Genomic DNA, 25914 nt, shown 5'->3' on the forward strand with positions numbered 1-25914 from the left:
CAGCGATCGGGCAGAGTCAGTGGTCGGACGGCGGGGGGTCGGGGTCCGTGACGCCGTCGGCGGGGACCCGACCGGAGTCGAACGCGGCCCGAATCTGGCGCAGGAACGTGTCGTCGGCGAACAGGCCGTGCGTGAACAACTCCATCGAGGCCAGCGAGTACCTCGGCAGGACCTCCGGGTCCAGGAGGTGGGTGCCCCCGAATCGGCGGGCGACCTGCTCCTCGAGCACGGTCGCGCCCAGGCTGAACGCGACGACCAGCGCAACGGTGGCCTCGAGGTCCGCGGGGGTCCGGAACAACTCCGGGCCGGCGTCGAACATGTCGAGGGTGAGCTGGCACATCGCGTCGAAGAGCCGCGCGGCGCCTTCGCCACCCTCGCTGATGGAGGCGGCGATGTAGGCGTGGAACGGCTGGAACTCCGATTGGGACTGCAGGAGGGCAGCGGTGGTGTCGCCTCCCGCGACGGCCTCGGTCTTCTTCTCCGTGAGGCGGGCCATCATCCACTCGTCGCAGGCGTTGCGGAGGCCCTCCTTGCTGCGGAAGTGATGGATGATGAGCGCGGGAGAGACCCCGGCCGCCTCGGCGATCTGGCGCACGGTGGTCGCCTTGATGCCGTGCACGCCGAACAGCCGCAGTGCGGCGTCGCGGATTCGCGCATGTGCGTGGAGGTCGTCGGCTGAACTCACGTTCAATAGTCTGAACGCCTGTTCAGCCCCAGTCAAGCAACACGGGCGGGGCCGGCCCTCATCCTCAGGCCGGTGTGCGCTCTGGTCGGTGAGGGGTCACTCCGCGTCGAGGTCGCTCTCGATGAGCGCGGCGATCTTCGCGACCGCGTCCTCGTCGTCCGACTCGACGACCACGCGGGCCCCCTGCTCGGCGCCGAGCGTCATGATCAGCAGCGACGACGCGGCGTCGACCGGCTCCTCGTCGCTGCCTTCGAGCTTCAGCGTCACCTCGACGTCGAGCTTCGCGGCGGCCTCGGCGACGATCGAGGCGGGGCGGGCGTGCAGGCCGACGGCGGACCCGACGGTGGCAATCGTGTGCGGCATGGGTGGTCTCCTTCTTCGGGGTTGGTGGGGTCGGGCGGTCACCCAGAGGTGGCCGGCGAACTGCTTGGCGGCGCGTACTGCCGCGGTACCGCCGAGGGTGTTGCCGGGCGCGGCTCCTGACCCACGGCGCTCACGCGCACGGCGTTGCTCGAGAGATCCGTCGGCGTCGGGAGGGTCGTGCCGGGGAGGCTGGCGGCGGCCGACCCGTACGCGACGGCGTCGGCCAGACACCGCGCCGGGGCGCGCCCCGCGAGGTGGGCGAGGATGAAGCCGGCGACGGAGGAGTCCCCAGCCCCGACGGTGCTGCGCACCTCGGTGGGCGGCGGGGAGGCGCGCCAGGCGCCGTCGGCGGTGATGAGGACCGCCCCGGCTCCGCCGAGGGTGACGACCACGTTGGCGACGCCGCGGGCCTGGAGCGCGGCGGCCGCCGCGACGATGTCGCTGACGTCGCCGCCCGGCTCGGGCTCGGTCACGTCGAGGCCCGTCAGCTGGGCGAGCTCGTCGGCGTTGGGTTTGAGCAGGTCGATCGGCGCGTCGGCGAGGGCCGCGACGACGGCGTCGAGGGAGTCGTCGGAGGTGTCGACGGCGATCCGGCATCCGACGGCCCGCACCCGGCGGATCAGCCGTGCGTACCAGTCGGCGGGCGCGCCGGGAGGGAGGGAGCCGGACAGGACGACCCACTCGGCGGATCGGGCGGCGTCGAGGAGTTCGGCCTCGGCGGCGGCGAGGTCGCCGTCGGACAGGCGCGGACCCGGCTCGTTCACCTTGGTGGTCGTCCCGTCGGGCTCGGTGAGGGTGGTGTTGGTGCGCGAGTGCCGGGCGACGGTGGGCGTCGAGACGGCCATGCCTACCGGGCTGGTCTCGCCGAGCAGGGCGAGGTAGGCGTCATCGCGGAACGGCAGGACGGCGTGGGCCGGCACGCCGCTCGACGCGACGACCCACGCCACGTTGACACCCTTGCCCGCGGCCTGTTCGGTGGCGGTGAGGGCGCGCTGGACCCCGCCCCGCTGGAGGGGCTCGTCGAGGGTGACGGTGCGGTCGATGCTCGGGTTCGGCGTGAAGGTCACGACCCGGGTGGTGCTCTGCGTGGTCTCGTCCATGTCCGCTTCCTCGAGGTACGTGGGTATCTCTGTGTATACATGGGTTTACGTGGGAATGCAACCCAAACACAGAATAAACCAACACAAACAGGTCAAGCGCGCTGGTGCCCTGGCGGTCTAGCACGTGGGCGGCGCCCTGGATGTCAGGTTTCGCCGGGACTACCCGGCAGAACCTGACGCAGTGTCGTCGGCCGCGGAGTCCGGTCAGGCGATGTCGACCCGCAGGCCCGCCGCGCGGAGCTCGGCCGCAGCCTCCGCGGGGAGCCCGGAGTCGGTCACCAGGGCGTCCACGTCGTCGAGGGCGGCGAAGCGCACGAGATAGTCGGCGTCGAGCTTGCTGGAATCGGCCAGCACGTAGACCTCCGACGCGCAGCGCACCATCTGCTCCTTGATCGCGGCCTCGGCGAGGTCCGGCGTCGAGAACCCGTGGGCGACAGAGAACCCGTTGGTGCCGACGAAGGCGACGTCGACGCGGAGCCCCTCCAGCACGCGCAACGTGTGCGGGCCGACGGCGGCCTGGGTGATGCCGCGCACGCTGCCGCCGAGCAGGAGCACCTCAGTTGACGGCCGTCCGGAGAGCGCGAGCGCGGAGGGGACCGAGTTGGTCACCACCAGGGAGACCCAGTCGGGCAGCAGCGGGCACAGCCGTGAGGTGGTCGTACCGGCGTCGAGGAGGACCGTGAGGCCGTCGCGCTGGGGGAGGAGGGAGATCGCCCGCTTGGCGATGGCCAGCTTTTCGTCGGCGAAGGAGGTGTCGCGGGCGCCGACCGGGCTCTCGGGGAGGCGGAGCTTGTCCACGGGGACCGCTCCGCCGTGCACGCGGCGCAGGACGCCGCGCTGGGCGAGGGAGTCGAGGTCGCGGCGGATGGTCTCGGGGGTCACGTCGTAGCGGCTGGCCAGGTCCGCGACCGACACGCGGCCCTGGCTCTGTGCGAGCGTCGCGATCTCGTACTGGCGTTCCTCGGCGTACATTCTCGTACCCCCTCCCTCGCAACCACAGACAATCCCATATACTCGGACTTGTCTTTCTGTCTGATCATCGCGGATTTCCTTGTGAATGGACCGCTCAGGTGGGATGATGCCACAGAACAAGCACCTCATTGCGGAGGAAACCCATGGAGCAATCGTTTGTGCAGGGCACGGGAGTCGTCCCAGGGCATGCTTACGCCGCCGTCGCATGGACCAGGCCTGCCCCGACCGCCCCCGACGACGGCCGCGAGATCCCCGAGGATGCGCGGGCGGCGGAGGCCGACCTGCTGGCGGCCACCGTCGAGACGGTGGCCGGGCGGATCGAGGCGCGGGCCGCCGCCGCGACGGGGGCGGCCGCCGAGGTGCTCACCGCGACCGTCGGCCTGGTCCGAGACCGCGGCTGGCGCCGGGCGGCGGGAAAGCTCATCGCTGCGGGCACGCCTGCTCCACTGGCCACGACGCGCTCCATCGAGCAGTTCTGCGCCCAGTTGGAGAAGCTCGGCGGGCTGATGGCCGAGCGCACCACGGACCTGCGCGACATCCGCAACCGCGTGGTCGCCGAGCTGCTCGGCGCCCCCGAACCAGGGGTCCCGACGCCGACCTCCCCCGTGGTGCTGTGCGCCGAGGACCTCGCCCCCGCCGACACGGCCGGCCTCGACGCCACGCTGGTGCGGGCGCTCGTCACGCGACTGGGCGGGCCCACGAGCCACACCGCGATCATCGCGCGGCAGCTGGGGATACCCTGCGTCGTCGCCGTGACCGGCCTGGAGCAGATCCCGGAGGGCGCGATGGTGCTGGTCGACGGCATGGCAGGCCTCATCGTCGTCGACCCGGACCCCGTCGAGGCCGCCGCGAAGGTCGAGCACGACTCCGCCCTGCGCGCGGAGATCCGGTCCTGGACGGGCCCGGCCGTTACGGCCGACGGGCAGCGGGTGCAGCTGCTCGCCAACGTCGCGGACGGGAAAGCCGCGGCGAAGGCGGCGGAGGGCGAGGCCGAGGGCATCGGCTTGTTCCGCACCGAGCTGTGCTTCCTGACCGCGCAGAGTGAGCCCTCCGTCGAGGAGCAGGCGCGGATCTACGGCGACGTGCTCCGGGCGTTCCCTGGGCGCAAGGTCGTCGTTCGTACCCTGGACGCCGGCTCCGACAAGCCCGTCCCGTTCGCCAACCACGAGAACGAGGAGAACCCGGCCCTCGGGGTGCGCGGCATCCGCCTCGGGGCCACGAACGACGGCGTGCTCGAGCGTCAGCTCGACGCCGTCGCGCTGGCGGCGCAGCAGCAGGGTGAGAGGGAGCCGTGGGTGATGGCGCCGATGGTCGCCACCGTCGACGAGGCCGCCGAGTTCGCCGCCGCCTGCCGGGCCCGCGGGCTGAAGCCCGGGATCATGGTCGAAGTGCCCGCGGTGGCGCTGCTGGCCGAACACTTCCTGGCCGAGGTGGAGTTCTTGTCGATCGGCACCAACGACCTCACGCAGTACACGATGGCCGCCGACCGGATGTCGAGCCACCTCGCCACCCTGACCGATCCGTGGCAGCCCGCTGTGTTGAGGCTGATCGCCATGACGGCCGACGCCGGCGTCCGGCTCGGCAAGCCCGTGGGCGTCTGCGGCGAGGCGGCGGCCGACCCGCTGCTCGCCTGCGTGCTGGTGGGCCTGGGGGTCACGTCCTTGTCGATGGCCGCGTCCGCGGTGCCCGCCGTCGGCGTGCAGCTCGGGAAGGTCACGGTCGCGCAGTGCCAGGAGGCCGCGCGACAGGTGCTGGCCGCCCCGACGGCGCGGGCCGCGAAGGAACTGGCGGCCGGCCTGCTCGAGTGAGTCCGGTCCGCCGGGCGTCACCAGCGGAGGATGGATCTGAGCAACGCGACGGGGCGGGACCGGAGGTGAGTCCGGAGCCCGCCCCGTCGTCGTGCGTGGAGCCGCGCTATTCGGAGGTGCAGGGCCCCCCGTTGACCGTGAACAGCCACGGTTCGCTCGCGCTTCCCTTGGTCGAGACGACCACCGACGGCGCGCTCGACTCGATCGTGACGTCGACACCCTGCTGGATCGCGGTGCCACGGCTCACGTTGTTGACGCGCTGGTCATCGCGCCACGCGTACTCCAGGGTCCACTCCGGGGTGGGCGAGGTCACGGTGACGGTCGCGGAGAAGGCCTTGCCCTTACCCTTGGCGTCCCACGCGACGTGGCACTCCTGGGGCTTCAGCTCCGGCGACGCGAACTCGATCAGCTCCCTGGCCTGTTCGGCGAACCACTGGCCCGTGGGCGGGTCCTGCATGCCCCGCTCCGGGTCCAGCGGACCCTCGCTGCCGCGGTAGCACTGTCCGTCGGACTCGCCCGGCACCTTGATCCACAGGAACGCGTCCACCAGCGGGATGCCGGTCGTGGTGGTGGGGCGGGCGCCGGCGCCGCGGTCCGGCGGGTTGCACCAGTCCTCGTGGGTGGTGCCGTATCTGCCCTCGTGATCCCACGGCCCGATGCCGTTGCGGCTGGTGTCGATGACGAAGTGGGTTGACGGCTCCAGTCCGCCCAGGATCGAGGCGTAGCGCGAGTCGATGCCCGACGTGTTCAGAGCGGGGTTCGGGTTGTCGGCCGACCACTCGCCGTAGTTGGACATGCCGACGCCCTGCCAGTCAGTTGCCGGTCCGCCGTTCCAGTACTGGTTGCCGCAGGTGCCGAAGTCGCCGGGCGCCACTTCGGTCGCGTAGGCGATGCACGAGGAGATCCAGGTGCCGTAGGCCACCTGGTTGGCGGTGAACTGGTAGTTCGAGACGTTGAGGAAGAAGCCCGTGGCGTCCTGGACTCCCGCCTTGACGAGGCGGTCCGAGACCTCGCCGACGTTCAGCCACGCCGACGACGTCCCGTCGAGGTAGACGTCGGTGCCCTCGAGCGCCTCGAAGGCGTCGACGGCGTAGTTGAGCTGCTCGAAGCGGTCGGGGGTCGCCGTCGCGGGGTCGACCTCGGCCGGCTGGCACCACTCGACCGAGCCGTCGAGCGTCTCGTAGTGGGGGATCACGCCCAGTCCGTCCGGCTCGAGCAGCACCGTGGCGGGACGATCGCCGATTCCGGCGGCGAAGCCGTCGATCCAGGCGGTGTAGGCCGCGGTGTCCAGCGCACCGCCCGACGAGTACTGGGCGCAATCGCGGAAGGGCAGGTTGTACGCGACCAGCACCGGCATCTCGCCACGGGCCTCGGCGGCGCTGACCACCTCGTCGACCGCCGCTCGGACCTCCTCCGGGGTTCCGTTGGTGAACCAGTCGGCCGAGGGGATGCTGCCGAGCAGCTGGGCGTCGGCCCGCGCCTGGCCGCTCAGCGTCTGGGCGGCTTCCAGCGTGGTGCTGTAGGGGTTGCGGTACAGATCGGAGCCGGCGAGGCCGTCTTCAGGGCCGGAGGCCTGTGCCGGTGTGCCAGCAGGGTCGCGGCCACCCCGGTGAGGGCGATCGCCCGCCAGCGGGAAGAGGATGGAACGGGCGACATATGACTCCCTACGTCGTCGTTGACCTCCGCGCGTCGGCGCGCGGATCGAGCGAAACCTGAGAGCGCTCTCACGTCTCGCTTACTAGGGATCTTTCCGCGAGAGCGCTCTCGCGTCAAGGTGTTTCGGAACGTGGCCCGGTTCCTCGTGGACGCGTCGATCCGGGTCGCACGCGAACGGCGCTGCAGGGCTGTGCGCCTGGACACCTACGTCGAGAATCTTCCCGCGCGAAGGCTCTACGCACGGTACGGCTTCACCGACCTGGGTTGCCACACGGTGCGCTACGACGGCACTGAGCTGGACCAGTTCCACCTGTTCGAGTACGTCCTCTAGAGCCGCCTGGCCGCCTGTCTCGATCACCTACTCGTTCCCTGAGGAGTGTCGCCCGCGCAGAGGCGCGGTGTGGTCTCGAAAGGGTGGTCGTGTGAGGATCGGTGCGGGCAGCTCTCGGTCCCTGAGGAGCGTCGTCCGCGTAGCGGCGCGGCGCGTCTCGAAGGGTCGTGGCGTGAGGTTCTGTGCGAGCTGCGGGGTGCGCGACGACCCTTCGAGACCTCCCACCGATGACCCCAGGGGTCGATTCCCCGCTCCCAGCGGCTAGTCCTCGATGACGTCGAGGCCCTGCTCACGGAGCTGCGCGAGGTGGTCCAGCATCCCGTTCAGCACCGCCGGCTCGTGACCCTCCCATTCCTTCACCTCCGCGACGACGCGCAGTGGGTGCCGGGTCCGGTACGACTGCGTGGGGTTGCCGGGGAACCTCTTGTTGGTCACGTTGGGATCGTCCTCGAACGGACCCGTGGGCTCGACGACGTACACGTGACCGCGCTCGGCGCTGCCGGCCAGCGCAGTGGCCAGCTCCGCGCCCCACACTGCTGTCTCCACCAGCGCCGAGAAGTAGATGTTGTTCGACGCCCGCCCCGCGTGGAAGTTCGAGCCGTAGCCGGGAACGAGCTCGGTGCCGGCCTCCACCGCCGACTTCGTGCCGTGGTAGAACGGCCCCTCGACGTGGGAACAGCTCTCGAAGGTGACCGGCGTGTGGGCGCCCGGGTCCTCGCCTGATGTCATCTCTGTCCTCGTTGTTGGATACCCAGGAGTCTGCCATCGGGTGGATCGAATGGCGCGTTGGCTGGTTCGTTGTCTCGGCATCGCCACCGGGTGACGCACCGCGACAGTGTCTTGGGGATAGCGTTGCCGGATGGCCGCGACCCTTCGTCCCTACCGCGACACCGACGCCGAGCCAACCTGGCAGGTCTTCCACGCGGCGGTGCGCGTGACGGCCGCGGCGGACTACACGCCCGAGCAAGTGGAGGCCTGGTCACCCGACGAGGTGGACCTCGAGGCCTGGGGTCGCCGGCGTGCGGCAGCTTGGACAGTGGTCGCGGTTCAGGGGGAGCGCGTGGTGGGGTTCAGCGACCTCACCGACGACGGGGTGCTGGACATGCTGTTCGTGCACCCGGACGTCGGCGGGCAGGGAGTGGCGAGGCTGCTCGTCGGGGCGGTGCTGGAGGAGGCCCGACGGTGGGGTGTGTCCCGCGTGGTGACCCACGCCAGCCGTACGGCGAGGCCGGCGTTCGAGCGGCTCGGCTTCGTCGTCGACCGCGAGAATGTGGAGAACTGGACGAGGGGAGTTCGGGTTCCGAACTACGACATGCACCTCGATCTCCCAGCGCAAGTGAGCTGACAAGCCGAGCCGGCCCGGATTGGTCGGCGAGAGCTGCAATGCTGGGGCGGTGAGCAGCAGCGACGTGCCAGAGGGCTTCTACGACGCGCTGATCACCCGGGCCCTTCGCCGCGACATCGATCTCTCCGCGCTCCGCGCCAGCACCGAGTCCATCGAACCGGCGGAGCTGCCGGAGATCTTCGCCCAGCACATTCGGCGCGTCGCCAAGGGTGCGTTCGCGTCCTTGGGTGAGCGGGCGGGCCGCGAAGCGCTTGAGCAGGTGCTCGCGGGCCTGGGCGCTGAGGACGAGCGAGTCGACGGTGAGCCGACCCGGCTCTTGTCTCTCCTTGCGCCTGCCGCGCCGGGCCGCCCCGCCCGCTACCTCGGCGCACCCGAAACCCCACTGTCTCAGCCGGCCCTCCTCACCAACGCGCGCGGCGAGCCGACCATGGGCAGCGAGATCGCCTCTGAGCTCGGGTCGGCTGACCGGGTCGAGCTGCTGTGTGCGTTCATCAAGTGGTACGGCATCCGTACGCTGGAGAAGCAGCTGAGCAGTCTCCGCGAGCGAGGGATTCCTTTCAGGGTGATCACCTCCACCTACTTGGGCTCCACCGAGCGAGCCGCGCTGGACCGGCTCATCGAGCAGTTCGGGGCCGAGGTTCGGGTCAGCTACGAGACCTCCCGCACCAGGCTGCACGCCAAGGCCTGGCGCTTCTACCGCAACACCGGCTTCGACACCGCCTACGTAGGGTCCTCCAATCTCACCAGCACGGCGATGCTGGACGGCGTCGAGTGGAACGTGCGGCTGACTACCGCGTCCACCCCCGACCTCCTGCGCAAGTTCACCGCCACCTTCGAGAGCTACTGGAACGACCCGGCCTTCGAGCCCTACACCCCCGCCGACGGCGAACGGCTCGAGCACGCACTTGCGTCGGCGTCGGGAAGGTCCAGCCAGACCGCCGCACTGGCCGTCTCAGGACTCGAGGTCCGTCCGTGGCCCCACCAGGAGCGGATCCTGGAGGCGCTGGAGGTCGAGCGAGAGGTGCACGACCGCCATCACAACCTCGTCATCGCGGCCACCGGCACCGGAAAGACCGTGGTGGCCGCGCTGGACTATCAGCGGCTCGCTGCCGCCCGCGAAGCTCGGCCCACTCTGCTCTTCGTGGCGCACCGTCGGGAGATTCTCGAACAGAGCCTGCGCACCTATCGCGAGGTGCTGGCCGACGGCGGGTTCGGTGAGCTCCTCGTCGCCGGGTACCGGCCCACCCACTGGAAGCACGTCTTCGCGTCCGTCCAGTCCTTGAGCGCTGAGTCCCTGGCGCAGATGGACCCAGCCGGGTTCGACGTGGTGGTCATCGACGAGTTCCATCACGCCGAAGCCTCCAGCTACCGCCGCCTCCTCGACCACTTCAGGCCGCACGAGCTGCTCGGCCTCACGGCGACCCCAGAGCGCGCCGACGGCGTCGACGTTCGGAGCTTCTTCGACAACCGTGCTGCCTACGAGCTCCGGTTGTGGGACGCGCTCAGCGCGGATCTGCTCAGCCCCTTCCACTACTTCGGGATCGCTGACACGACGGATCTCAGCGCCGTCGACTTCCGCCGCGGCCGCTACGACATCGGCCAACTCTCGGGCATCTTCACGGGCAACGACGCCCGCGCTCGCGTCGTGGTGAACGAACTGCGGCGCAAGCTCGCCGATCCGGGAGCCATGCGGGCGCTGGGATTCTGTGTCGATGTCGCCCATGCCCGGTACATGGCCGAGGTGTTCAACTCCGTCGGCCTCCCGGCGATGGCCGTCCACGGAGGCACCCCTGCTGCGGAGCGGGCGGCCGCGGTGTCGCGGCTGACCCGGCGCGAGCTCGTGGTGCTGTTCACGGCGGACCTCTACAACGAAGGTGTCGACATCCCGGACGTGGACACCGTCTTGTTCCTGCGCCCCACCGAGAGCGCCACCGTCTTCTTGCAGCAGCTTGGCCGCGGCCTCCGGCGCACGCCCGACAAACCGGTGCTGACCGTGCTCGACTTCGTCGGGCACCACCGCAAGGACTTCAACCTGGCCCAGCGGTACCGCGCCATCATCGGCGGCTCGCGCCGCGAGCTGCAGGCCCAGGTGGAGCGGGGGTTCCCCTATCTTCCTGCTGGATCGCAGATCGTGCTCGACGACGTGACGCAGGCCCAGGTGCTGAGCAACATCAAGGCCCAAATCGCCACCAGGTGGAAGCACTTCCTGACCGAGATGCGCGCCGTCGGCGACGTGGACCTCTCAACCTTCCTCGCCGAGAGTGGCGCCGAACTCAGCGACCTCCTCGGCAAGGGTTCCTTCACACGCCTTCGCAGGGAGGCCGGACTGCCCACCTTGGCTGGCGGCCCCTGGGAGCAGGAGCTGCTCAAGCGGCTCAAGGCTCTGGCCCACGTCGACGACCGCAGCAGACACGATGCCTACCGTCGGCTCCTCTCCGACAACGCGCCCAGCTATGACTCGCTCTCGACTGCCGACCGGCGCTGGACTGACATGCTCTTCTTCACACTGTGGCCCGACGGGGGCGGCTTCTCGAGCATGGCGGCCGGCATCGAGGCGCTCAGGGAGGAGCCGGCCTTCCGCGAGGAGGCACGGCAGGTGCTCGGATGGGCGCTCGACCGTGCCCAGCACGTCGCGCGGCCCCTCGTCGGGCGGCTGCGGGATACGCCCTTGAGGTCGCACGCGCACTACTCACGGGAAGAGTTGATGGCGGCCCTGGGGCACGCGGCGCTTGCCCGAACCCCGCGTCACATGCGCGAGGGAGTGTTCTACAACCGTGAGCTCAACGTCGACACGTTGCTGGTGACGCTGGTGAAGTCGGAGGCCCATTTCTCGCCGACGACCATGTACCGGGACTACGCGATCAACGCCTCGCTGTTTCACTGGGAGTCGCAGTCCGGCACCTCGGTGGCGTCACCGACCGGGCAGCGTTACCTGACTCAGCGGACGAACGGCTCCGAGGTCCTTCTGTACGTGCGCGGGAGCAAGGTGTGGGAGTTCGGGGGAGGTGCTCCGTACCTGCTGCTGGGCGATGCCGACTTCGTCGAGCATCGGGGAGAGCGGCCCATCGCCGTCACTTGGAAGCTGAGGCGAGAGATGCCACCGCAGGTGCTGCAGGAGTCGCGGGCGGTGAGTTGAGCAGCCACCGGCCGGGCGTCCGGTGCCCACTGAGTGAGAATCCGGGGAGTTGGGTCCCTATGCGGGCCATCTGCCCGGAATCTCACTCGGAGGGAATGCTGAGGGCCCGCCGAGTCGTCGACGGGCCCCCAACAGATCGGGGCTTAGATCAGTCGGCCAGTTCGAAGCCGGCGGCGTCGCGGTGCCACTGCTCGCCGTACTTGGAGACCAGGATCAGGATGCCCTCAACCAGACCCCAGATCGCGGAGACCCAGGAGAGGAAGCCGACAGACAGCACCGTGATGAGGAGCTGAGCCAGAGCCTTCTTGGTGAAGCCGAGGTAGAAGTTGTGGATGCCCAGGCCGCCGAGCAGGATGCCGAGGATGCCGGCGACGATCTTGGACTTCTGACCCACCTGACCGCCGGGGGCGTACTGCGGCTGGCCCTGGTACGGCGCGCCGTAGGGCTGCTGGCCCTGGTACGGCGCGCCGTACGGCTGCTGGCCTTGGTACGGGGCTCCGTACGGCTGCTGGCCGAACTGCGGCTGGGAGGTGGGCTGGTCGTACTGCGGCTGATCGCCGGAGGGCTGGCCGTAGGGCTGCTGCGGATCCTGGGGGTACTGCGTCATGGAACGATCCTTCGTCGGTGCGGCTGGCGCGCGGGGCGTCGGGCACAAGGTAGCGCAGGCGTCGGTCATCCGGGTGGGGGAGATCGACGCCTGCGGCGTCGGCTTCGAGACTCGCCCGGGTGCTGCGCACCGGGCGCGACCTCAGCGAGCGGGAAGGCGTCGGCTTCGAGACTCGCCCGGGTGCTGCGCACCGGGGCGCGACCTCAGCGAACGGTTCTGGCGCGACCTCAGCGAACGGTGCAGGCGCGCCCTCAGCGAGCGGTGCAGGCGCGACCTCAGCGAACGGTGCGCAGCCAGGCGTCACCAGCGGTCGTGGACGTACTCGCGGATGTAGTCGTCGTATATCCGCTCGCAGGCGGCCAACTGGTCATCCGTCAGCGACGGCAGCGACCCCGCCGCCGCGTTCGCCGCCGCCTGCTCCGGTCGGCTCGCGCCGGGGATGACGACGGAGACGCCGGGCTGGTCGATGATCCACCGCAGCGCGAACTGCGCGGGAGTCACACCCTCGGGCACGATCGACGCGAACTCCCGCGCCGCCTGCACCCCCACGCCGTAGGGAACGCCGCTGAAGGTCTCGCCCTGGTCGAACGCCTCACCGTGCCGGTTGTACGTGCGATGGTCCTCCGGCGCGAAGGTCGTGTCCTCGGTGAACTTCCCCGTCAGGAGGCCGCTCGCCAGCGGAACCCGGGCGATGATCCCGACGCCGGCCGCGGCGGCTGCGGGCAGCACCTGCTCGAGCGGCTTGCGGCGGAAGACGTTGAGGATGATCTGGATGCTCGCCACGCCCGGCCGTTCCAACGCCGTGAGGGCCTCGTCGACCGTCTCCACCGAGACCCCGTAGGCGCGGAGCCAGCCCTCCTCGACCATCTCGTCGAGCGCGTCGTAGACGGCGCCGTCGGAGTAGACAGGCGTGGGCGGGCAGTGAAGCTGGGTCAGGTCGATGGTGTCGACGCCCAGCAGCCGCCGCGACCGCTCCGTCCAGGCGCGCAGGTTCTCGCGCGTGAACTGCTCCGGGGTGTGCGGGGCGGCGCGCCGGCCGAGCTTGGTGGCCACCATGATGTCGTCGGAGCCGCGTTCCTTGAGGAATCGGCCGACCAGTTCCTCGCTGTGCCCGTCGCCGTAGACGTCGGCGGTGTCGAAGAAGGTCACGCCGGCGTCCGCGGCGGCGTGCAGCACGCCCATCGAGGCGTTGTCGCTCACGTCGCCCCAGTCGCCGCCGAACTGCCAGCAGCCCTGACCCACCACGCCGACCTCACGGCCGGTCCTGCCCAATGTTGACTTGTGCATGCCTCCACCTTGGCACAGCCCGCCGACGGTGGTGTCGCGGGTCACGCTTCGTCGGGCTCCCACCGCAGCAGGTCACCGGGCTGGCAGTCGAGGGCCTCGCACAGCGCCTCCAGCGTGGTGAACCGCACCGCCTTCGCGCGCCCGTTCTTCAGCACCGCCAGGTTCGCCGGCGTGATGCCGATCTGCTCCGCCAGCGACCCGACGGACATCCGGCGCTTCGCCAGCAGCACGTCGATGTCCACGACGATGGCCACTCAGATCACCTCGTCCAGCTCGGAGCGGAACGCGACCGCCTGCGCCAGCAGCTGCCGCATCACGTAGACCACGAGCGCCACGCCCGCGATGACCAGCGACGCCCCGCAGATCATCCCGACGAGGCCTGGCGCGATCTCGTCGCCCGGCGTGGTGCGGTTCGCGTAGGCGCCCACGACGGCGAGTCCGAACGTGAGCACCGACGCCGTCGCGATGGCGCCGATGATGGTGTCGACGTAGCGGAACGACGACGGTGCGAACACCGTGCCGCGGCGGACGCGCGTGAGGAGCTTCCAGATGCACACCGCGGTGACCTGGAGCGTCCCGACGCCGAGCACGACGATGGCGAGGATGGGGATCGTGATGTCAGGCCGGCCCCCGTCCATGTCGAGCCACAGCAGCGGTGCGATCACGACTTGAACCGCGAGGGATCCGAGCAGCGCGATCGCGATGATCACGCGCAGCACGGTGATGGAGGCCTTGCCCATGTCCCGACTCCTGTCTATCGAGGAACGAGAGCAATCTATCGCAAAACGATAGACAAGGGAAGTGGGGTACCGGTGGGCTGGGTTGCTCGCGCTTCTTAGGCTTCGAGGCCGCTACGCGGCACCTCAGCCAGCGGGGAAGGCCGCTGCGCGGCACCTCAGCCGACCGCCGCTGGTTGAGGTGTGAGGAGCGCCAGCGACGAGCCTCGAAACCTCGGAGTGCCTTGATCGTCAGCGTGAGCCTTCTAGGCTTCGAGGACGCTGCGCCGGGCCTCAGCCAGCGGTGGACGCGTGGGCGCCGGCCCCGGCCGGCTCGGCCGCCGACCCGGCCATGTGGCGGGCCGCCCGGAGTCCGAAGACCGCCGCCGGGCCGATCGTCGACCCCGGCCCGGGGTACGTGCGGCCCATCACCGAGGCCGAGTTGTTGCCGGCCGCATACAGGCCCTCGATCACCGACCCGTCCTCCCGCAACGCGCGCGCGTGCTCGTCGGTCAGCACCCCGCCCTTCGTGCCGAGGTCGCCGATCACCACCCGGTAGGCCGTGAACGGCCCCTTCTCCAGCGGGCCCAGGTTCGGGTTCGGCACCACCGACGGGTCGCCGTAGTAGCGGTCGTAGGCCGACTTGCCGCGGCCGAAGTCGTCGTCGATCCCCGCCCGCGCGAACGCGTTGAACCGGTCGACGGTGGCCCGCAGCCGCGCGGGCTCCATCCGCAGCTCCAGCGCCAACTCCTCGATCGTCCCCCTCTTCGCCATCGACCCCTCCGCCGCCAGCTTCTTGTTGGTGCGGGGGTCCATCGCGTAGGTGCGCATGTAGCGACGGGCGTGCCGGGCCTCGCCGATGATCCAGTAGGAACCGTCCTTGTCGTGCTCGAGCATGTGGTGCCCGAGGTCGACGTAGGACTCGGCCTCGTTGGCGAACCGGTCCCCGCGGGAGTCGACCATGATCGAGTACGGCAGCGCCCGCTCGCCTACGATGAACGACGGCGCGCCGCCGTCGGCCCCGGCGACGGACGCGCCCCACCAGGCGTCGTCCATGAGTTCCAGCGCCGCCCCTACGCGCTGCGCGAGGCCGATCGGGCCGCCGAGGTTGCCCGGGTTGCCGGAGCTGTCGCCCTTGATCCCGTGGTAGCGCATCCGGAGTTCAGCGTTGTGGTCGAAGCCGCCGCCGGCGAGCATCACGCCGCGCCGCGCCCCGATCGTCTGGGGCCGGCCGTCGCGGGTGACGCGGACGCCGACGACGCGGTCGCCGTCGAGGATGAGGTCCTCGACGGGGGAGCTCAGCCACAGCTTCGCGCCGCCCCGCTGCACTGTCGCGGTGAACATGGCCGTCGCGAAGGCCGCGCCGATCCCCACGCCACGCTGCCCGGTGGCGAGGAATCTCAGCAGCCGGAACACCAGCCCAGTCCCGCGCTTGAACCCGCCCCAGGTGGACCAGGCGCGCTGGATGAGCCACACGTCGTCGGTCATGATGGGCAGCGGGGCCGTGAGGCGCAGGGTGTCGTACCACTCGCCCAGCACCTTGGAATCCAACGGCTTCACCTCGACGGCCCGCCCGATGCGGCCGCCCGGCAGCTCCGGGTAGTAGTCCGGATACTCGCCCGCCCGGACGAACTCCACGCCGAACCGCTCGGCGGTGGTCACGAAGTCGGCGACCGAGTCGACGAACGCCTCCTTGCGCGCCCTGGACGTCGCGCGGCCGACGTCGCCGATACAGGCCTCCATGTAGGCGAGCGCGGACTCGCGCGAGTCGGCCACGCGCTCCCGCTGCATCAGGGGGTTGTTGGGGAGCCAGAGTCCGCCGCCGGACATGGCGGTGCTGCCGCCCCACTTGTCGGTGCTCTCCAGCATGAGCACGTCGAGCTTGGCGTCGACGGCGCCCAGGGCCGTGGCCATCGCGGCCCCGCCGGAGCCGACGACGACGATGTCGACGGTGTGGTCGAAGGTCTCGGACATGGTTTCCTCCTCAACAAACCGGACAGCAATGTCCGGATCTATGCTGACCAGCATGCCTCCTCATCTGCGCCGGATCAATAGGGGACCGGCCGCCGCCGCCGACAACCGGAGGGCTGTCCTCGCCGCGGCGCGCGAGTTGTTCGCCGAACGTGGCTACCACGTCCCCCTGCAGGCGATCGCGCGGCGGGCCGGTGTGGGGCAGGGCGTGCTGTACCGCCACTTCCACAGCCGGATCGACCTGGCGCTCGCCGTCTTCGAGGACAACCTGATGCGGTTGGAGGCCGCGGCACGGGTCGTCGAGCCGGGGTCGTTCGAGCGGCTCTGGCGCCTGCTGTCCGACGAGGTGGTCGGCTCGGTCGCGTTCGTCGAGATGGCGGTGGAGGCGCGGCGGGAGCTACCCGACTACGGCGGGGCCGAGCGGGTGCTGGCCGCGTTCGCGCCCCACGTCGCGTTCGCCGTCGCGGCGGGGGAGGTGCGGGAGGACCTTGAGGCGGCCGATGTCCTCACCGCCGTGCGGATGGTCTACGGCCTGGTGGTGACCAGTTCGGGTGGCGGCACGCTGCCCGAGACGATCGGCGCGGCGTCGCGGGCGTGGTTCGGTCTGGCGCCGAACGCCGGATGAGCGACACAATTCTTCCTAGAGAGCTTCTTGCGTGCATATGCACAGATGAGGCTCCCTAGGAAGAAATGTGCAGGTGACTCCCCGTCACCGCACCCCGGAGAGGCGGCAGACATGCCCGGCATCAAGCACAACATCGCTCTCGTGGCCCACGACAACAAGAAGGCCGAGCTCCTCAGCTGGGCCAACTTCAACCGGGGCACCCTGAGCCATCACACCCTGTTCGCCACGGGGACCACCGGCACGATGCTCGAGTACGAGCTCGGCCTCCCCGTGACCCGGCTCCTGTCGGGCCCCGTCGGCGGCGATCAGCAGATCGGCGCCATGATCGCCGAGGGCCGGATCGACATGCTCATCTTCTTCTGGGACCCGCTCGAGCCGCAGCCCCACGACCCCGACGTCAAGGCGCTGCTGCGCATCGGCGCCGTCTGGAACGTGCCGATGGCGTGCAATACCGCGACCGCGGACCTGCTCATCTCCTCGCCGCTGCTCGACGAGCCGTGGGCCAACCGCCCGGACATCTCGCCGCGCGCCTGGGAGCCGGACGCCGACGACGAGGACGACTGACACCGCCCGCCTTCACCGCCGCGGATAGCGGCGGCGGCCAAGGTTGCGGCCGTGTGGAAAGCTGGGCGCGTGATGCCCCTCGAACTGCCGTTCCCGAACATCAACCCGGTGGCGATCAACCTCTTCGGGTTGAAGATCCACTGGTACGCGATCATGTACCTGCTCGCGTTCGGCCTCGCCTACCTGCTGATGCGTCGACGGCTGCACCACGAGCCGTACCGCTCCATCACGAAGCCCGAGCCGTGGGGCGCGACCGACATCGAGGACATCCTGCTCAACTCCATCGTCGGTGTCCTGGTGGGCGGCCGGCTGGGCTACACGTTGTTCTACAACCCGGGCTTCTACCTGGCGAACCCGCTGGAGATCGTGAAGATCTGGGACGGCGGGATGAGCTTCCACGGAGGCGCGATCGGCGTCGTGCTCGGGCTGGCGTGGTTCGGGTGGCGGAAGGGTCGCCCCTTCCTGCAGGTGGCGGACTTCCTGGTGCCCGCGGTCCCGATCGGCCTGGCCGCCGGGCGCTTCGGCAACTTCATCAACGGTGAGCTCTGGGGGCGCGAGGCCTCGGCGGATCTGCCCTGGGCGATGCGGTTCCCCACCGGCGGCGACGTCCTGCGCCACCCGTCGCAGCTCTACCAGATGCTCCTGGAGGGCCTGCTGCTCTTCGTCCTCCTGTGGTGGTACGCCCGCAAGCCGCGGTACCGCGGCCAGATCGCCGGTGCATTCCTGGCCGGCTACGGGTTGTTCCGGTTCGTCGCGGAGTTCTGGCGCGAGCCCGACGCGCACCTCGGTTTCCTGTCGCTGGGGCTCAGCATGGGGCAGTGGCTGTCGCTGCCGATGATCGTCGCCGGTGTGGTGCTGTGGTCGTGGGCGAGGACGCGCGCGGTGTCCGACGTCGAGGCCGAGCCCGTCGTCGACGCTACGAGCTGAGCGCTACCCAGAGGGCCCCACAGTTTTCCACAGGTGGTGTGGACAACCCCGTCGTTCCCGCGTCACGCGTCCACATCCGGGTGTGGACAACTGTGTGGGGGGCTGTGGAAGCGGCGCTCAGGCGGCGCCGCGCGTGAGGAACGAGTCGGGGTCCTTGACCACGGGGCCGAGGGCGATGAGCCCGGCACCGATCGCCGGCCGTAGCTGGAGCGCCGGGAGCGCGCCGACGTCGATGTGCGCCTTGCGCCCCCACACGACGCGGCCCATGAGCTGGCGCGTCAACGGCTCCCTCAGCCACGGCTCGAGCTCGGCGAAGTAGCAGCACAGCCGGATGGTCGAGACGTCCCAGACGTTCATGGCGGCACCGAGCCCGATGCCGAGCGCGCCGACGGTCCGGCGAAGCACCGACTCGGCCCGCTCGTCGCCGTTGGTCAATGCCCGGCGGTAGGCCTCCAGCGACGGTTGGCGCGAGGCCGACAGCACCGCCGGGAGGCTGACGATCGTCTCCATGCAGCCGATCGACCCGCACCGGCACGGGACACCGCGGGGGTCGACGCAGATGTGCCCGAGTTCGCCGGACCATCCGTGCTCCCCGAGCACCAGCGTCCCGTCCCGGCACAGCGCACCCCCGATGCCGACGTCCCCGCACAGCAGCAGGAACGACGAGTCGGGGTCCGAGCGCATCACGGTCACGGCCGCGCACGTGGCATCGTTGGCCGCCGCCAGCGGGACCCGGCGACCCTCGTGCGTCAGCGCCCAGTGGGCCCCGAGGGACTCGCCGTCCCAGCCGAGGTTGGGGGCGCGCACCACCCGGCCGCTGCGCAGGTCCAGCAGACCAGGGATGGCGGCGAACGCACCGATCAGGTGCCCGCCCTCGGGCAGTGAGCCCAGCACCTGGCCGGAGAGTCGTTGCAGCTCCTCGACGGAGGCGGCCAGCCCGAGCTTGGGGACATCGGTCTTGGTCTCAGCGGTGGCCTCGACGGTGCCGTCGAGATCGACGAGCACGGCGGCCAACCGGCCGACCCCGACCTGCAGGCCGAGGCCCAGCGCGGTACCCCGGCGTAGCGACAGTGGGACGGCGGCCGGCCGCGACCCGTGCCGGACGCGGTGCCCTCAGCGACGAGGCCGCCGTCGATCAGGTCGTCGACGAGCCGTGACACCGTCGAGCGCGTCATCCCGAGCTGGTGGGCGATGTCGGCGCGCGAGATGCGCCCACTGTGGTCGGCGACCTTCCGCATGACCAACGCGAGGTTCGACGACCTCATCACGGCCTGTGTCATCCCGGACACGGGGCCCTGCATCTCTGACATGGTGCCTCCTCGACCGCGCTGCGAACGCCGCGCGGGAGCCCCCCACTGCCCAGTCTCCTGCATATCGGGGGCGTGTGGAAGGGTTGTTCAGGAAAGGTCTTCGACGGCGTCCGCGTAGTCAGCGGCCAGCCGGGTGAGGTCGGCCCGGCAGCGGCTGATGACGCAGTGGTCGCCGTCGACGGGGATGCCCTCGCGCTGCCACTGCTTCCGGGCCAGCGGGACGAGCGGCTCGGGGAGCCGCCCGGCGGCGCTCGTGACCCGCCACCATGCCACCTCGCCGCCCCACTCGCCCATGATGGCGCCGACGCGGCGGGGTGACGTCTCCACGAGGGCGGCGATGTCGCCGTAGCTCACGACGTGGCCGTGGGGGACCTGCTCGACGGCCCGCAGCACGCGCTCGATGACCTCGAGCGGGTCAGTCATCGGCCACGTCGAGCAGCGCCGGGAGCTCATCGTCGAGTCTGCCCCGGACCACGTGATGAGCGACGTCGTCGTAGGCCGTCGGCGCGTCGTTGACGATGACGCCGAACGCACCGTGCTCGACGGCGAGCGGGGACAGCCCGGCGACGGGATAGACGCCGAGGGTGGTGCCGACGGCGACGATCGCGTCGCAGTCCTCGGCGGCCGCCACCGCCGCGCCGAGGACGTCGGCGTCGAGGACCTCTTCGAACAGGATGACGGTCGCGCGGGTGATCCCGCCGCAGACTGGGCACCGCGGGTCCTCGTCGCCCGCCGCGACCCGCTCGAGCATCTCGGCCATCGGCCCCGTGCGGCCGCACATCTCGCACCGCCAGGTGCGGGCTGAGCCGTGGATCTCGTGGACCAGCTCGGGGCTGCTGCCCGCCACCTGGTGCAGGCCGTCGGTGTTCTGCGTGACGATCGCGCGGAGCCGGCCGGCCCTCTCCAGCGCGGCGATCGCCCGATGGGCGCGCGTCGGCTGCGCGGCCCACATCGCCGGGTCCGCCCGGCGACGCCAGGCCGCCTTGCGGACGTCGTCGTCGCGTAGGTACCAGGAGAGCGTGGACACGAGCTCGGCGTAGGGGTCGCGGGTCCAGAGCCCCTCGGGGCCGCGGAAGTCCGGGATGCCCGCGGCGGTGGACAGGCCGGCGCCGCTGAGGATGAGGATGCGGCGGGCCTCGTCGAGGCTCTGGATCGCGGCCACTCGTGTCACCCTCTCGTCACCAGGCGTACGCCTCCGGCGCGGCGCCGCCGGGGCCGGGGAAGATCTCGTCGAGCCGCTTGAGGGCGGACTCGTCGAGCTCGATCTCCAAGGCGTGCAGGGCGCTGTCGAGCTGCTCCATGGTGCGCGGGCCGATGATGGGGCCGGTCACGCCGTCCTGGTGCAGCAGCCACGCGAGGGCCACGTCGCCGGGCGCCTCGCCGAGGTCGCGGCAGAACGACTCCCATGCCTCGAGCTGCGCGCGGTTCTCCTCGACGCGCTTGAGCATGCCGGCGTCCGCGCGGCGGCCCGACTCGATCTTCTGCAGCACCCCGCCCAGCAGGCCGCCACCGAGCGGCGACCACGGGATCACACCGAGCCCGTAATGCCGGGCGGCGGGCAGCACCTCGAGCTCGACGGTGCGCGCGCCCAGGTGGTAGAGCGACTGCTCGCTGACCAGTCCCAGGGAGTGGCGCGCCTTCGCGGCTTCGTTCGCGGCGGCGATGTGCCAGCCCGCGAAGTTCGACGACCCGACGTAGACGATGTCGCCGGCCGCGACCAGGCGATCCATCGACTGCCACACCTCGTCCCAGGAGGTGGCGCGGTCGACGTGGTGCATCTGGTAGAGGTCGATGCGGTCGGTCTGCAGCCGCTCCAGCGACGCGATGGCGGAGCGCCGGACGTTGACGGCCGATAGCTTCGAGTAGTTCGGCTTGTCCTCCTCCAGGGTCGAGCCGTAGCACTTGGTGGCCAGGACCACTTCGTCGCGGCGACCCGACTTCGCGAACCAGCGTCCGATGATCTCCTCGGTCCGGCCGCGGTGTCCTTGTCCGCCGTAGCCGTTGGCGGTGTCGAAGAAGTTGATGCCCGCGTCGAGGGCGCGGTCCATGATGGCGTGCGCGTCCTCCTCCGAGGTGTGCGGGCCGAAGTTCATGGTGCCGAGGACGAGGCGCGAGACGAGCAGGCCGGAGCGGCCGAGGTGCGTGTACTGCATGGTGACAGATGCCTTCCAGACGATCGGTTCCACCCTAGTCAGGGCATGCGACCGAGGGGTGGGGTTCGCGTGATCGGCCGGGACGCCGGGTTAGGGAAGCCTCAGCTCATTAACGCACCCCGCGCCGCGGCATTAGGTGAGGCGGTGTTAGCGTAATTTCCATGAGTCTGGTGGAACGGTTCGTGAGCCGACGGTGCGCCACCGCGCAGGCGTTGGCCGACGGCACCACGCGGTCCCTAGACACGCTCCCCGTCGGCGTGGCCGCGACCATCGCCGCGTTCGACGCCGACGACGCCGTCGCCCGCCGCCTGTTCGACCTCGGCTTCATGCCGGGCGAGCCCGTCGTCCCGCTGCGCCGCGCCCCGCTCGGCGACCCGCTCATGTTCCGGGTCGGCGGTATCGAGATCGTGCTGCGCCGGGCCGAGGCGCGCCGGATCCTCGTCGCCGCATGAACCACGCGCACCACCACGGCGGCGGCGCCCCCGTCGCCGCGCCCACCGGTGCGCCGCGCATAGCGCTCGTCGGCAGCCCCAACGCGGGCAAGACCACCCTCTTCAACGGCCTCACCGGGCTGCGCGCGAAGACCGGCAACTACCCCGGCGTCACGGTGTCGCGGTACGAGGGTCGCGTCGACACCGACTCCGGCCCCATCGTCGTCGAGGACCTCCCCGGCACCTACTCGCTAGACCCGATCAGCCCCGACGAGGAGATCGTCGCGCAGGTGCTCGACGAGGCCGCCGAGCTCGCGGGCGTGGTCGTCGTGGTCGACGCCACGAACCTCCGCCGGGGGCTGGGCCTGGTGGCGCAGGTGCAGCAGGCCGCGCTGCCCACCGTCGTCGTCTTGACCTTCGTCGACGAACTGCTGCGCCGCGGCGGCCGCGTCGACCCGGAGCGCCTGGGCCGGGCCCTCGGCGTCACGGTGCTGCCGGTCGTCGCGGGCGAGCGACGAGGGGTCGAGTCCCTGCGGCGGGTACTGGCCGGGCCGTCGCTGTGGCCGACGCCGCCGGTCCTGCCGCCCACGGCCCCCGACGAGGTCGTCGGCTGGGCGCAGTCGGTCCTCGCCGCCGGGCACTTCGCGCCCCCGGACCCCGACTCGCGTACGGGCCGGCTCGACGGCGTCCTCCTCCACCCGCTGTGGGGGACGCTCATCTTCTTCGCGACGATGTTCGCCTTCTTCCAGACGATCTTCGCCGTCGCCGCCCCGCTCCAAGGGCTCATCGAGGAGGCCTTCGCCTGGCTCGGAGAGCTGGCCCGCTCGTCGATCCCCGTCGAGTGGGTCGGCCGGTTCGTCGCCGACGCCATCCTCGCCGGTGTCGGCGGGGTACTGGTGTTCCTGCCGCAGATCGCGCTGCTGTTCGTGCTCATCTCCCTCCTCGAGGGCTCGGGGTACTTGTCGCGGGCGGCGTACCTCATGGACCGGGTGATGGCGTCGGCCGGGCTGGAGGGGCGGGCGTTCGTCGCGCTGCTGAGCTCCATGGCGTGCGCCATCCCCGGCATCATGGCCACCCGCACGCTGCCGTCGGCCAAGGATCGGCTCGCGACGATGATGGCCGCCCCGCTCATGACCTGCTCCGCGCGCCTGCCCGTCTACGTGCTGCTGATCGGCATGCTCGTCCCCTCGGACGTGCGCTGGGGCCCGGTGGGCGCCCAAGGCGCCATCATGTTCGGCCTTTACCTGCTGGGCGCGGCGTCGGCGATGACGTCGGCGTGGTTCTGGAAGCGGATCGTCGGCCGCTCGGGCATGGGCCTGCCGTTCTACATGGAGATGCCGAGCTACCGGTTGCCGAGGCTGCGGACCGTGCTCATCTCGGTGTGGGACGCGTGCGCCGCGTTCCTGCGCAAGATCACGTCGATCATCCTCGTCACCACCGTCATCCTGTGGGGCCTGCTCAACCTGCCGCTGCGCGGGGACGCCGAACTGGTGGCCGCCGGGGTGGACCCGGCCGACAGCGTCGCGGCGACGGCCTACACCCTCGACCACTCCGCCGCCGCCGCGGTCGGCCGGGCCATCGCGCCGGTGTTCGAGCCGCTGGGCTTCGACTGGCGGGTCAACGTCGGCGTCATCTCTTCGCTGGCCGCCCGCGAGGTGTTCGTGTCGACGATGGGCCAGGTCGCCGCCGCCACCGATCCGGAGAACCCGACGGCGGCCCTCAAGGACATGACCCACACCGACGGCCCGCGGGCCGGCGAGAAGGTGTTCACGCCGCCCACCATCGCGGCGCTGCTGGTGTTCTTCGTCTACGCGATGCAGTGCATGTCGACGCTGGCGGTGATGCGCCGCGAGACCGGCACGTGGCGCTGGCCGCTGATCGCGTTCGTCCACCTGGGCGTGGTCGCGTGGCTGATGGCGTTCCTCGCCCACACGATCGTCGGAGTCCTCACATGACGCGCGCACTGCATCCTCAGGCCGTCCCCGGCCAGCCGTCGGCGGTTCGCTGGGTGGTCGACGTCGACCTGCCCGTCGGCCGCGTGACCGCCGCCCCGGGGACCGTCGGGCCCCTTCTTGAGTACGGGGTGCTGACGAGGATGTTCGTCGAGCGCGGTGGCGTGTGGACCTGGCTCGCGCCCGGCCAGTCGTGGACCGAGCACGGGCCGCGGATCCGCGACGCCCTCGCGGCCGCCCTCGACCTGCCCGGCTGGGAGATCGACGAGGGGTCGGACGAGCTGCTCGGCCTCGTCGCGCGGGAGATCCTCGACGGCGAGCTCGCCGGCTACGTCGCGTCGCACGGCGGGGTGATCAGCGTCGCGGATGCGGCCGACGACCGCCTCACGCTTGACTTCGGCGGCGCCTGCGAGGACTGCCCGGCCGCGAGCTCCACGCTGCACGAGCGGATCGAGACCGCGGTCCGCGCCCGCTATCCGCGGCTCGCTGGCGTCGAGCGGGTCGGGGGCGCCCACCACCGGCCCCGCGGGTGGCTCGGGCTGCCGGTCCCCGGTCGCGGTCGCGGCCGCTGACGCCCCCACCCTCGCTCTGTCGCCGCCACGCGGCCCTGCCGCACCGCCCCAGCCCCGCGCATGACCGGCACGACACGCCGTCGAACTGCCCCCTCGACGGTCCTCAGAGCGCCGAGGGGGGAGTGGGGCTGCTATTCGTGCTGCTGCGGGGCCTCGCCCGACGGCGCACCCACCGCCCCCGGCTCGGCGCCGGCACCGTGCTTGGGCGCCTCCACCGCCTCGCGGCCCGGGCCGACGGTGAGCGCCGCGATCCCCGTCGTGATCGGCACCGACAGGATCAGCCCGATCGCGGACGCGAACGTCCGCACGCCCTCCCCGGCGAACAGCTCCAGCCCGAACAGGTCGATCGGCGAGCGCGTGGTGAAGTACAGCAGCAACAGCACGGTCAGAGCCGTGCCCGCGTACGCGAACACGATGGTGTAGATCGTCGACGCGATGTGGTCGCGCCCGATCCGCATCCCCGCGGTGAACACCTGCAGCCGTGTCCAGCCCGGTGCCGCCGCACGCAGCTCCCACACGGCCGATGCCTGCGTGATCGTGACGTCGTTGAGGACGCCCAGGCCGCCGATGATGATGCCGACCATCAGCAGTTCCTGGAAGTTGATGCCGGGCGCCAGCTGGGCGAGGTCGTACTCGTTCTCGTCGGCGAACCCCGACAGGCGCGCGGCACCGACGGCGAGCATGCCCAGCGTCGTCGTCACGGCCAGACCCAGCAGCGTCCCGGCCAACGCGGCGGACGTGCGCATCGACACCCCGTGCGCGACGTAGAGGACGATGAACATGATCACGGTCGACCCGGACAGCGCGACGGCCATGCCGGGCTTGCCGACGATGATCGCGGGCAGCATGAAGCCCAGCAGCACCCAGCCCGCGATGACGAGCCCGACGAGCGCGAACAGCCCGCGCCAGCGCGCGACCAGCAGGGTCGCTACCGTGAACAGCGCCGCGAGCGTGATGAGGACGGGCAGCCGGTTGATGCCGCTGAACGCGTAGTGCACACCGTCGCCGGTGGGGACGCGGGCGATCTCGATGACGTCGCCCGCCCGTAGACCGTTGTGGACATTCGCCCCCGTCAGCTCGACGGCGGCCTGCCGGCCCTCGTCCTCGCCCGTGACGACGGTGACGGTGGCGGTCAGGCAGGCCGCCGCACCCGTCGGGGTCTCGACGGACGACTCGCATCCGTCCGCCACCGACTCGATCCGAGCCTGTTCGTACGTGACTCCGGGGGCGTCGGCGATCTTGTTCAGCGCAGCGGAGACCTCGGACCCGGTCGGCCACAGCCAGATGAGGCCCGCGACGGCCAGCACGCCGAACACCGCGAGTAGCCCGATGAGGGACGCCCGGGCACGCTGGCCGACCTCGACCACCCCGTGGCTGCCGTGTCCGTGTCCGTGACCCATGCG

At 70.8% G+C, this 25914-nt stretch carries 26 protein-coding genes and 1 pseudogene; 10 read left to right on the forward strand and 17 right to left on the reverse strand.

The features are described from left to right. Window positions 1–16 precede the first annotated feature (16 nt). The 4 genes from ACFQPD_RS08565 to ACFQPD_RS08580 all read right to left on the reverse strand — a co-directional run bounded on the left by ACFQPD_RS08565 (window position 17) and on the right by ACFQPD_RS08580 (window position 3120). Window positions 17–685 (reverse strand): TetR/AcrR family transcriptional regulator, encoded by a 669-nt coding sequence (locus tag ACFQPD_RS08565; RefSeq protein WP_385900107.1) that lies wholly within the window; start codon window positions 683–685, stop codon window positions 17–19. A 96-nt stretch (window positions 686–781) separates the two neighbouring features. Beyond that, window positions 782–1048 (reverse strand): HPr family phosphocarrier protein, encoded by a 267-nt coding sequence (locus tag ACFQPD_RS08570; RefSeq protein ID WP_068751807.1) that lies wholly within the window; start codon window positions 1046–1048, stop codon window positions 782–784. Between the two features lie 38 nt (window positions 1049–1086). Beyond that, the gene (locus ACFQPD_RS08575) at window positions 1087–2148 is read right to left on the reverse strand and encodes a 1-phosphofructokinase family hexose kinase (RefSeq protein WP_385900109.1); all 1062 of its coding nucleotides are present in this window, start codon (window positions 2146–2148) and stop codon (window positions 1087–1089) included. Window positions 2149–2352: 204 nt separating this feature from the next. Continuing rightward, window positions 2353–3120 carry a DeoR/GlpR family DNA-binding transcription regulator gene (locus ACFQPD_RS08580; protein ID WP_385900110.1) on the reverse strand — a complete coding sequence of 256 codons (768 nt, stop codon included), beginning with the start codon at window positions 3118–3120 and terminating at the stop codon, window positions 2353–2355. A gap of 143 nt (window positions 3121–3263) precedes the next feature. Between ACFQPD_RS08580 and ptsP the strand changes: the two genes are divergently transcribed. Further along, complete coding sequence (gene ptsP / locus ACFQPD_RS08585; protein ID WP_385900111.1) at window positions 3264–4928, forward strand: phosphoenolpyruvate--protein phosphotransferase; 1665 nt, start codon at window positions 3264–3266, stop codon at window positions 4926–4928. A gap of 106 nt (window positions 4929–5034) precedes the next feature. Here ptsP and ACFQPD_RS08590 read toward each other — a convergent pair whose 3' ends face one another. Beyond that, window positions 5035–6630, reverse strand: coding sequence for a glycoside hydrolase family 6 protein (locus tag ACFQPD_RS08590; RefSeq protein WP_385900378.1), 1596 nt, complete (start codon window positions 6628–6630; stop codon window positions 5035–5037). A gap of 84 nt (window positions 6631–6714) precedes the next feature. Between ACFQPD_RS08590 and ACFQPD_RS08595 the strand changes: the two genes are divergently transcribed. Continuing rightward, complete coding sequence (locus tag ACFQPD_RS08595; protein ID WP_385900112.1) at window positions 6715–6915, forward strand: GNAT family N-acetyltransferase; 201 nt, start codon at window positions 6715–6717, stop codon at window positions 6913–6915. A gap of 261 nt (window positions 6916–7176) precedes the next feature. Here the strand turns inward: ACFQPD_RS08595 and arr are convergent, their stop codons facing one another. Continuing rightward, window positions 7177–7644: an NAD(+)--rifampin ADP-ribosyltransferase gene (gene arr, locus ACFQPD_RS08600; protein WP_385900114.1), complete on the reverse strand. Its 468-nt coding sequence runs from the start codon at window positions 7642–7644 to the stop codon at window positions 7177–7179. Between the two features lie 130 nt (window positions 7645–7774). Here arr and ACFQPD_RS08605 point away from each other — a divergent pair, with 130 nt between their 5' ends. Then, window positions 7775–8260, forward strand: coding sequence for a GNAT family N-acetyltransferase (locus ACFQPD_RS08605; RefSeq protein WP_385900115.1), 486 nt, complete (start codon window positions 7775–7777; stop codon window positions 8258–8260). A 49-nt stretch (window positions 8261–8309) separates the two neighbouring features. Beyond that, window positions 8310–11396, forward strand: a complete 3087-nt coding sequence (locus ACFQPD_RS08610; protein WP_385900116.1) for a DUF3427 domain-containing protein — start codon at window positions 8310–8312, stop codon at window positions 11394–11396. Between the two features lie 148 nt (window positions 11397–11544). On the opposite strand, the gene ACFQPD_RS08615 is transcribed toward ACFQPD_RS08610, so the two are convergent. The 5 genes from ACFQPD_RS08615 to ACFQPD_RS08635 all read right to left on the reverse strand — a co-directional run bounded on the left by ACFQPD_RS08615 (window position 11545) and on the right by ACFQPD_RS08635 (window position 15980). Continuing rightward, entirely contained in the window at window positions 11545–12003 is a 459-nt protein-coding gene (locus tag ACFQPD_RS08615; RefSeq protein WP_385900117.1) for an NINE protein, read from the reverse strand. Between the two features lie 300 nt (window positions 12004–12303). Continuing rightward, window positions 12304–13335 (reverse strand): aldo/keto reductase, encoded by a 1032-nt coding sequence (locus ACFQPD_RS08620; RefSeq protein WP_385900118.1) that lies wholly within the window; start codon window positions 13333–13335, stop codon window positions 12304–12306. Further along, window positions 13332–13544, reverse strand: a complete 213-nt coding sequence (locus tag ACFQPD_RS08625) for a helix-turn-helix transcriptional regulator (protein ID WP_068751824.1) — start codon at window positions 13542–13544, stop codon at window positions 13332–13334. The genes ACFQPD_RS08620 and ACFQPD_RS08625 overlap by 4 nt, the downstream gene beginning before the upstream one ends. Then, a complete protein-coding gene (locus tag ACFQPD_RS08630; RefSeq protein ID WP_385900120.1) occupies window positions 13545–14030 on the reverse strand; it encodes a DUF2975 domain-containing protein in 486 nt (161 codons plus the stop codon). A 270-nt stretch (window positions 14031–14300) separates the two neighbouring features. Further along, the gene (locus ACFQPD_RS08635) at window positions 14301–15980 is read right to left on the reverse strand and encodes an FAD-binding protein (protein ID WP_385900121.1); all 1680 of its coding nucleotides are present in this window, start codon (window positions 15978–15980) and stop codon (window positions 14301–14303) included. Window positions 15981–16032: 52 nt separating this feature from the next. On the opposite strand from ACFQPD_RS08635, the gene ACFQPD_RS08640 reads away from it, so the two are divergent. The 3 genes from ACFQPD_RS08640 (at window position 16033) to lgt (ending at window position 18093) form a co-directional block, all read left to right on the forward strand. Beyond that, window positions 16033–16602, forward strand: a complete 570-nt coding sequence (locus ACFQPD_RS08640; RefSeq protein ID WP_385900123.1) for a TetR/AcrR family transcriptional regulator — start codon at window positions 16033–16035, stop codon at window positions 16600–16602. Window positions 16603–16713: 111 nt separating this feature from the next. Further along, window positions 16714–17166, forward strand: a complete 453-nt coding sequence (locus ACFQPD_RS08645; protein ID WP_385900125.1) for a methylglyoxal synthase — start codon at window positions 16714–16716, stop codon at window positions 17164–17166. A 72-nt stretch (window positions 17167–17238) separates the two neighbouring features. Beyond that, window positions 17239–18093 carry a prolipoprotein diacylglyceryl transferase gene (lgt, locus tag ACFQPD_RS08650; protein ID WP_385900127.1) on the forward strand — a complete coding sequence of 285 codons (855 nt, stop codon included), beginning with the start codon at window positions 17239–17241 and terminating at the stop codon, window positions 18091–18093. Between the two features lie 117 nt (window positions 18094–18210). Here lgt and ACFQPD_RS08655 read toward each other — a convergent pair whose 3' ends face one another. The 5 genes and pseudogenes from ACFQPD_RS08655 to ACFQPD_RS08675 form a co-directional block, all read right to left on the reverse strand. Further along, a complete protein-coding gene (locus ACFQPD_RS08655) occupies window positions 18211–19164 on the reverse strand; it encodes an ROK family protein (RefSeq protein WP_385900380.1) in 954 nt (317 codons plus the stop codon). Window positions 19165–19193: 29 nt separating this feature from the next. After that, window positions 19194–19466, reverse strand: a pseudogene (locus ACFQPD_RS08660) (helix-turn-helix transcriptional regulator); the annotation flags it as partial. 24 nt (window positions 19467–19490) lie between these two features. Then, complete coding sequence (locus ACFQPD_RS08665) at window positions 19491–19826, reverse strand: MGMT family protein (RefSeq protein ID WP_068751829.1); 336 nt, start codon at window positions 19824–19826, stop codon at window positions 19491–19493. Continuing rightward, on the reverse strand, window positions 19819–20565 hold the full coding sequence (locus ACFQPD_RS08670; RefSeq protein ID WP_385900128.1) for an NAD-dependent deacetylase: 747 nt from the start codon (window positions 20563–20565) through the stop codon (window positions 19819–19821). The genes ACFQPD_RS08665 and ACFQPD_RS08670 overlap by 8 nt, the downstream gene beginning before the upstream one ends. Window positions 20566–20581: 16 nt before the next feature. Then, a complete protein-coding gene (locus tag ACFQPD_RS08675; RefSeq protein WP_385900130.1) occupies window positions 20582–21589 on the reverse strand; it encodes an aldo/keto reductase in 1008 nt (335 codons plus the stop codon). 128 nt (window positions 21590–21717) lie between these two features. Here ACFQPD_RS08675 and ACFQPD_RS08680 point away from each other — a divergent pair, with 128 nt between their 5' ends. The 3 genes from ACFQPD_RS08680 to ACFQPD_RS08690 are packed head-to-tail and all read left to right on the forward strand — an operon-like array spanning window position 21718 to window position 24511. Further along, window positions 21718–22008, forward strand: a complete 291-nt coding sequence (locus ACFQPD_RS08680) for a ferrous iron transport protein A (RefSeq protein ID WP_385900132.1) — start codon at window positions 21718–21720, stop codon at window positions 22006–22008. Then, a complete protein-coding gene (locus ACFQPD_RS08685; RefSeq protein ID WP_385900133.1) occupies window positions 22005–23942 on the forward strand; it encodes a ferrous iron transporter B in 1938 nt (645 codons plus the stop codon). Before ACFQPD_RS08680 ends, ACFQPD_RS08685 begins: the two co-directional genes overlap by 4 nt. Further along, a complete protein-coding gene (locus tag ACFQPD_RS08690) occupies window positions 23939–24511 on the forward strand; it encodes a NifU family protein (protein WP_385900135.1) in 573 nt (190 codons plus the stop codon). Before ACFQPD_RS08685 ends, ACFQPD_RS08690 begins: the two co-directional genes overlap by 4 nt. Window positions 24512–24642: 131 nt before the next feature. Here the strand turns inward: ACFQPD_RS08690 and ACFQPD_RS08695 are convergent, their stop codons facing one another. Further along, a complete protein-coding gene (locus ACFQPD_RS08695) occupies window positions 24643–25911 on the reverse strand; it encodes a YibE/F family protein (protein WP_385900136.1) in 1269 nt (422 codons plus the stop codon). Between the last annotated feature and the right edge of the window lie 3 nt (window positions 25912–25914).

Origin of the sequence: Tessaracoccus sp. O5.2, from assembly GCF_964266725.1 — a bacterium.
Classification (GTDB): Bacteria; Actinomycetota; Actinomycetes; order Propionibacteriales; family Propionibacteriaceae; genus Arachnia; species Arachnia lapidicapta.

Excerpts from the sequence above, each read along its gene's own strand:
- ACFQPD_RS08630 (WP_385900120.1), bottom strand. The coding sequence starts at position 14,030 with ATGGGCAAGGCCTCCATCACCGTGCTGCGCGTGATCATCGCGATCGCG.
- ACFQPD_RS08635 (WP_385900121.1), bottom strand. The coding sequence starts at position 15,980 with ATGTCCGAGACCTTCGACCACACCGTCGACATCGTCGTCGTCGGCTCC.
- ACFQPD_RS08695 (WP_385900136.1), bottom strand. The coding sequence starts at position 25,911 with ATGGGTCACGGACACGGACACGGCAGCCACGGGGTGGTCGAGGTCGGC.
- ACFQPD_RS08580 (WP_385900110.1), bottom strand. The coding sequence starts at position 3,120 with ATGTACGCCGAGGAACGCCAGTACGAGATCGCGACGCTCGCACAGAGC.
- ACFQPD_RS08570 (WP_068751807.1), bottom strand. The coding sequence starts at position 1,048 with ATGCCGCACACGATTGCCACCGTCGGGTCCGCCGTCGGCCTGCACGCC.
- ACFQPD_RS08645 (WP_385900125.1), top strand. The coding sequence starts at position 16,714 with ATGCCCGGCATCAAGCACAACATCGCTCTCGTGGCCCACGACAACAAG.
- ACFQPD_RS08640 (WP_385900123.1), top strand. The coding sequence starts at position 16,033 with ATGCCTCCTCATCTGCGCCGGATCAATAGGGGACCGGCCGCCGCCGCC.
- ACFQPD_RS08690 (WP_385900135.1), top strand. The coding sequence starts at position 23,939 with ATGACGCGCGCACTGCATCCTCAGGCCGTCCCCGGCCAGCCGTCGGCG.
- lgt (WP_385900127.1), top strand. The coding sequence starts at position 17,239 with ATGCCCCTCGAACTGCCGTTCCCGAACATCAACCCGGTGGCGATCAAC.
- ACFQPD_RS08615 (WP_385900117.1), bottom strand. The coding sequence starts at position 12,003 with ATGACGCAGTACCCCCAGGATCCGCAGCAGCCCTACGGCCAGCCCTCC.
- ACFQPD_RS08685 (WP_385900133.1), top strand. The coding sequence starts at position 22,005 with ATGAACCACGCGCACCACCACGGCGGCGGCGCCCCCGTCGCCGCGCCC.
- ACFQPD_RS08575 (WP_385900109.1), bottom strand. The coding sequence starts at position 2,148 with ATGGACGAGACCACGCAGAGCACCACCCGGGTCGTGACCTTCACGCCG.
- arr (WP_385900114.1), bottom strand. The coding sequence starts at position 7,644 with ATGACATCAGGCGAGGACCCGGGCGCCCACACGCCGGTCACCTTCGAG.
- ACFQPD_RS08680 (WP_385900132.1), top strand. The coding sequence starts at position 21,718 with ATGAGTCTGGTGGAACGGTTCGTGAGCCGACGGTGCGCCACCGCGCAG.
- ptsP (WP_385900111.1), top strand. The coding sequence starts at position 3,264 with ATGGAGCAATCGTTTGTGCAGGGCACGGGAGTCGTCCCAGGGCATGCT.
- ACFQPD_RS08605 (WP_385900115.1), top strand. The coding sequence starts at position 7,775 with ATGGCCGCGACCCTTCGTCCCTACCGCGACACCGACGCCGAGCCAACC.
- ACFQPD_RS08665 (WP_068751829.1), bottom strand. The coding sequence starts at position 19,826 with ATGACTGACCCGCTCGAGGTCATCGAGCGCGTGCTGCGGGCCGTCGAG.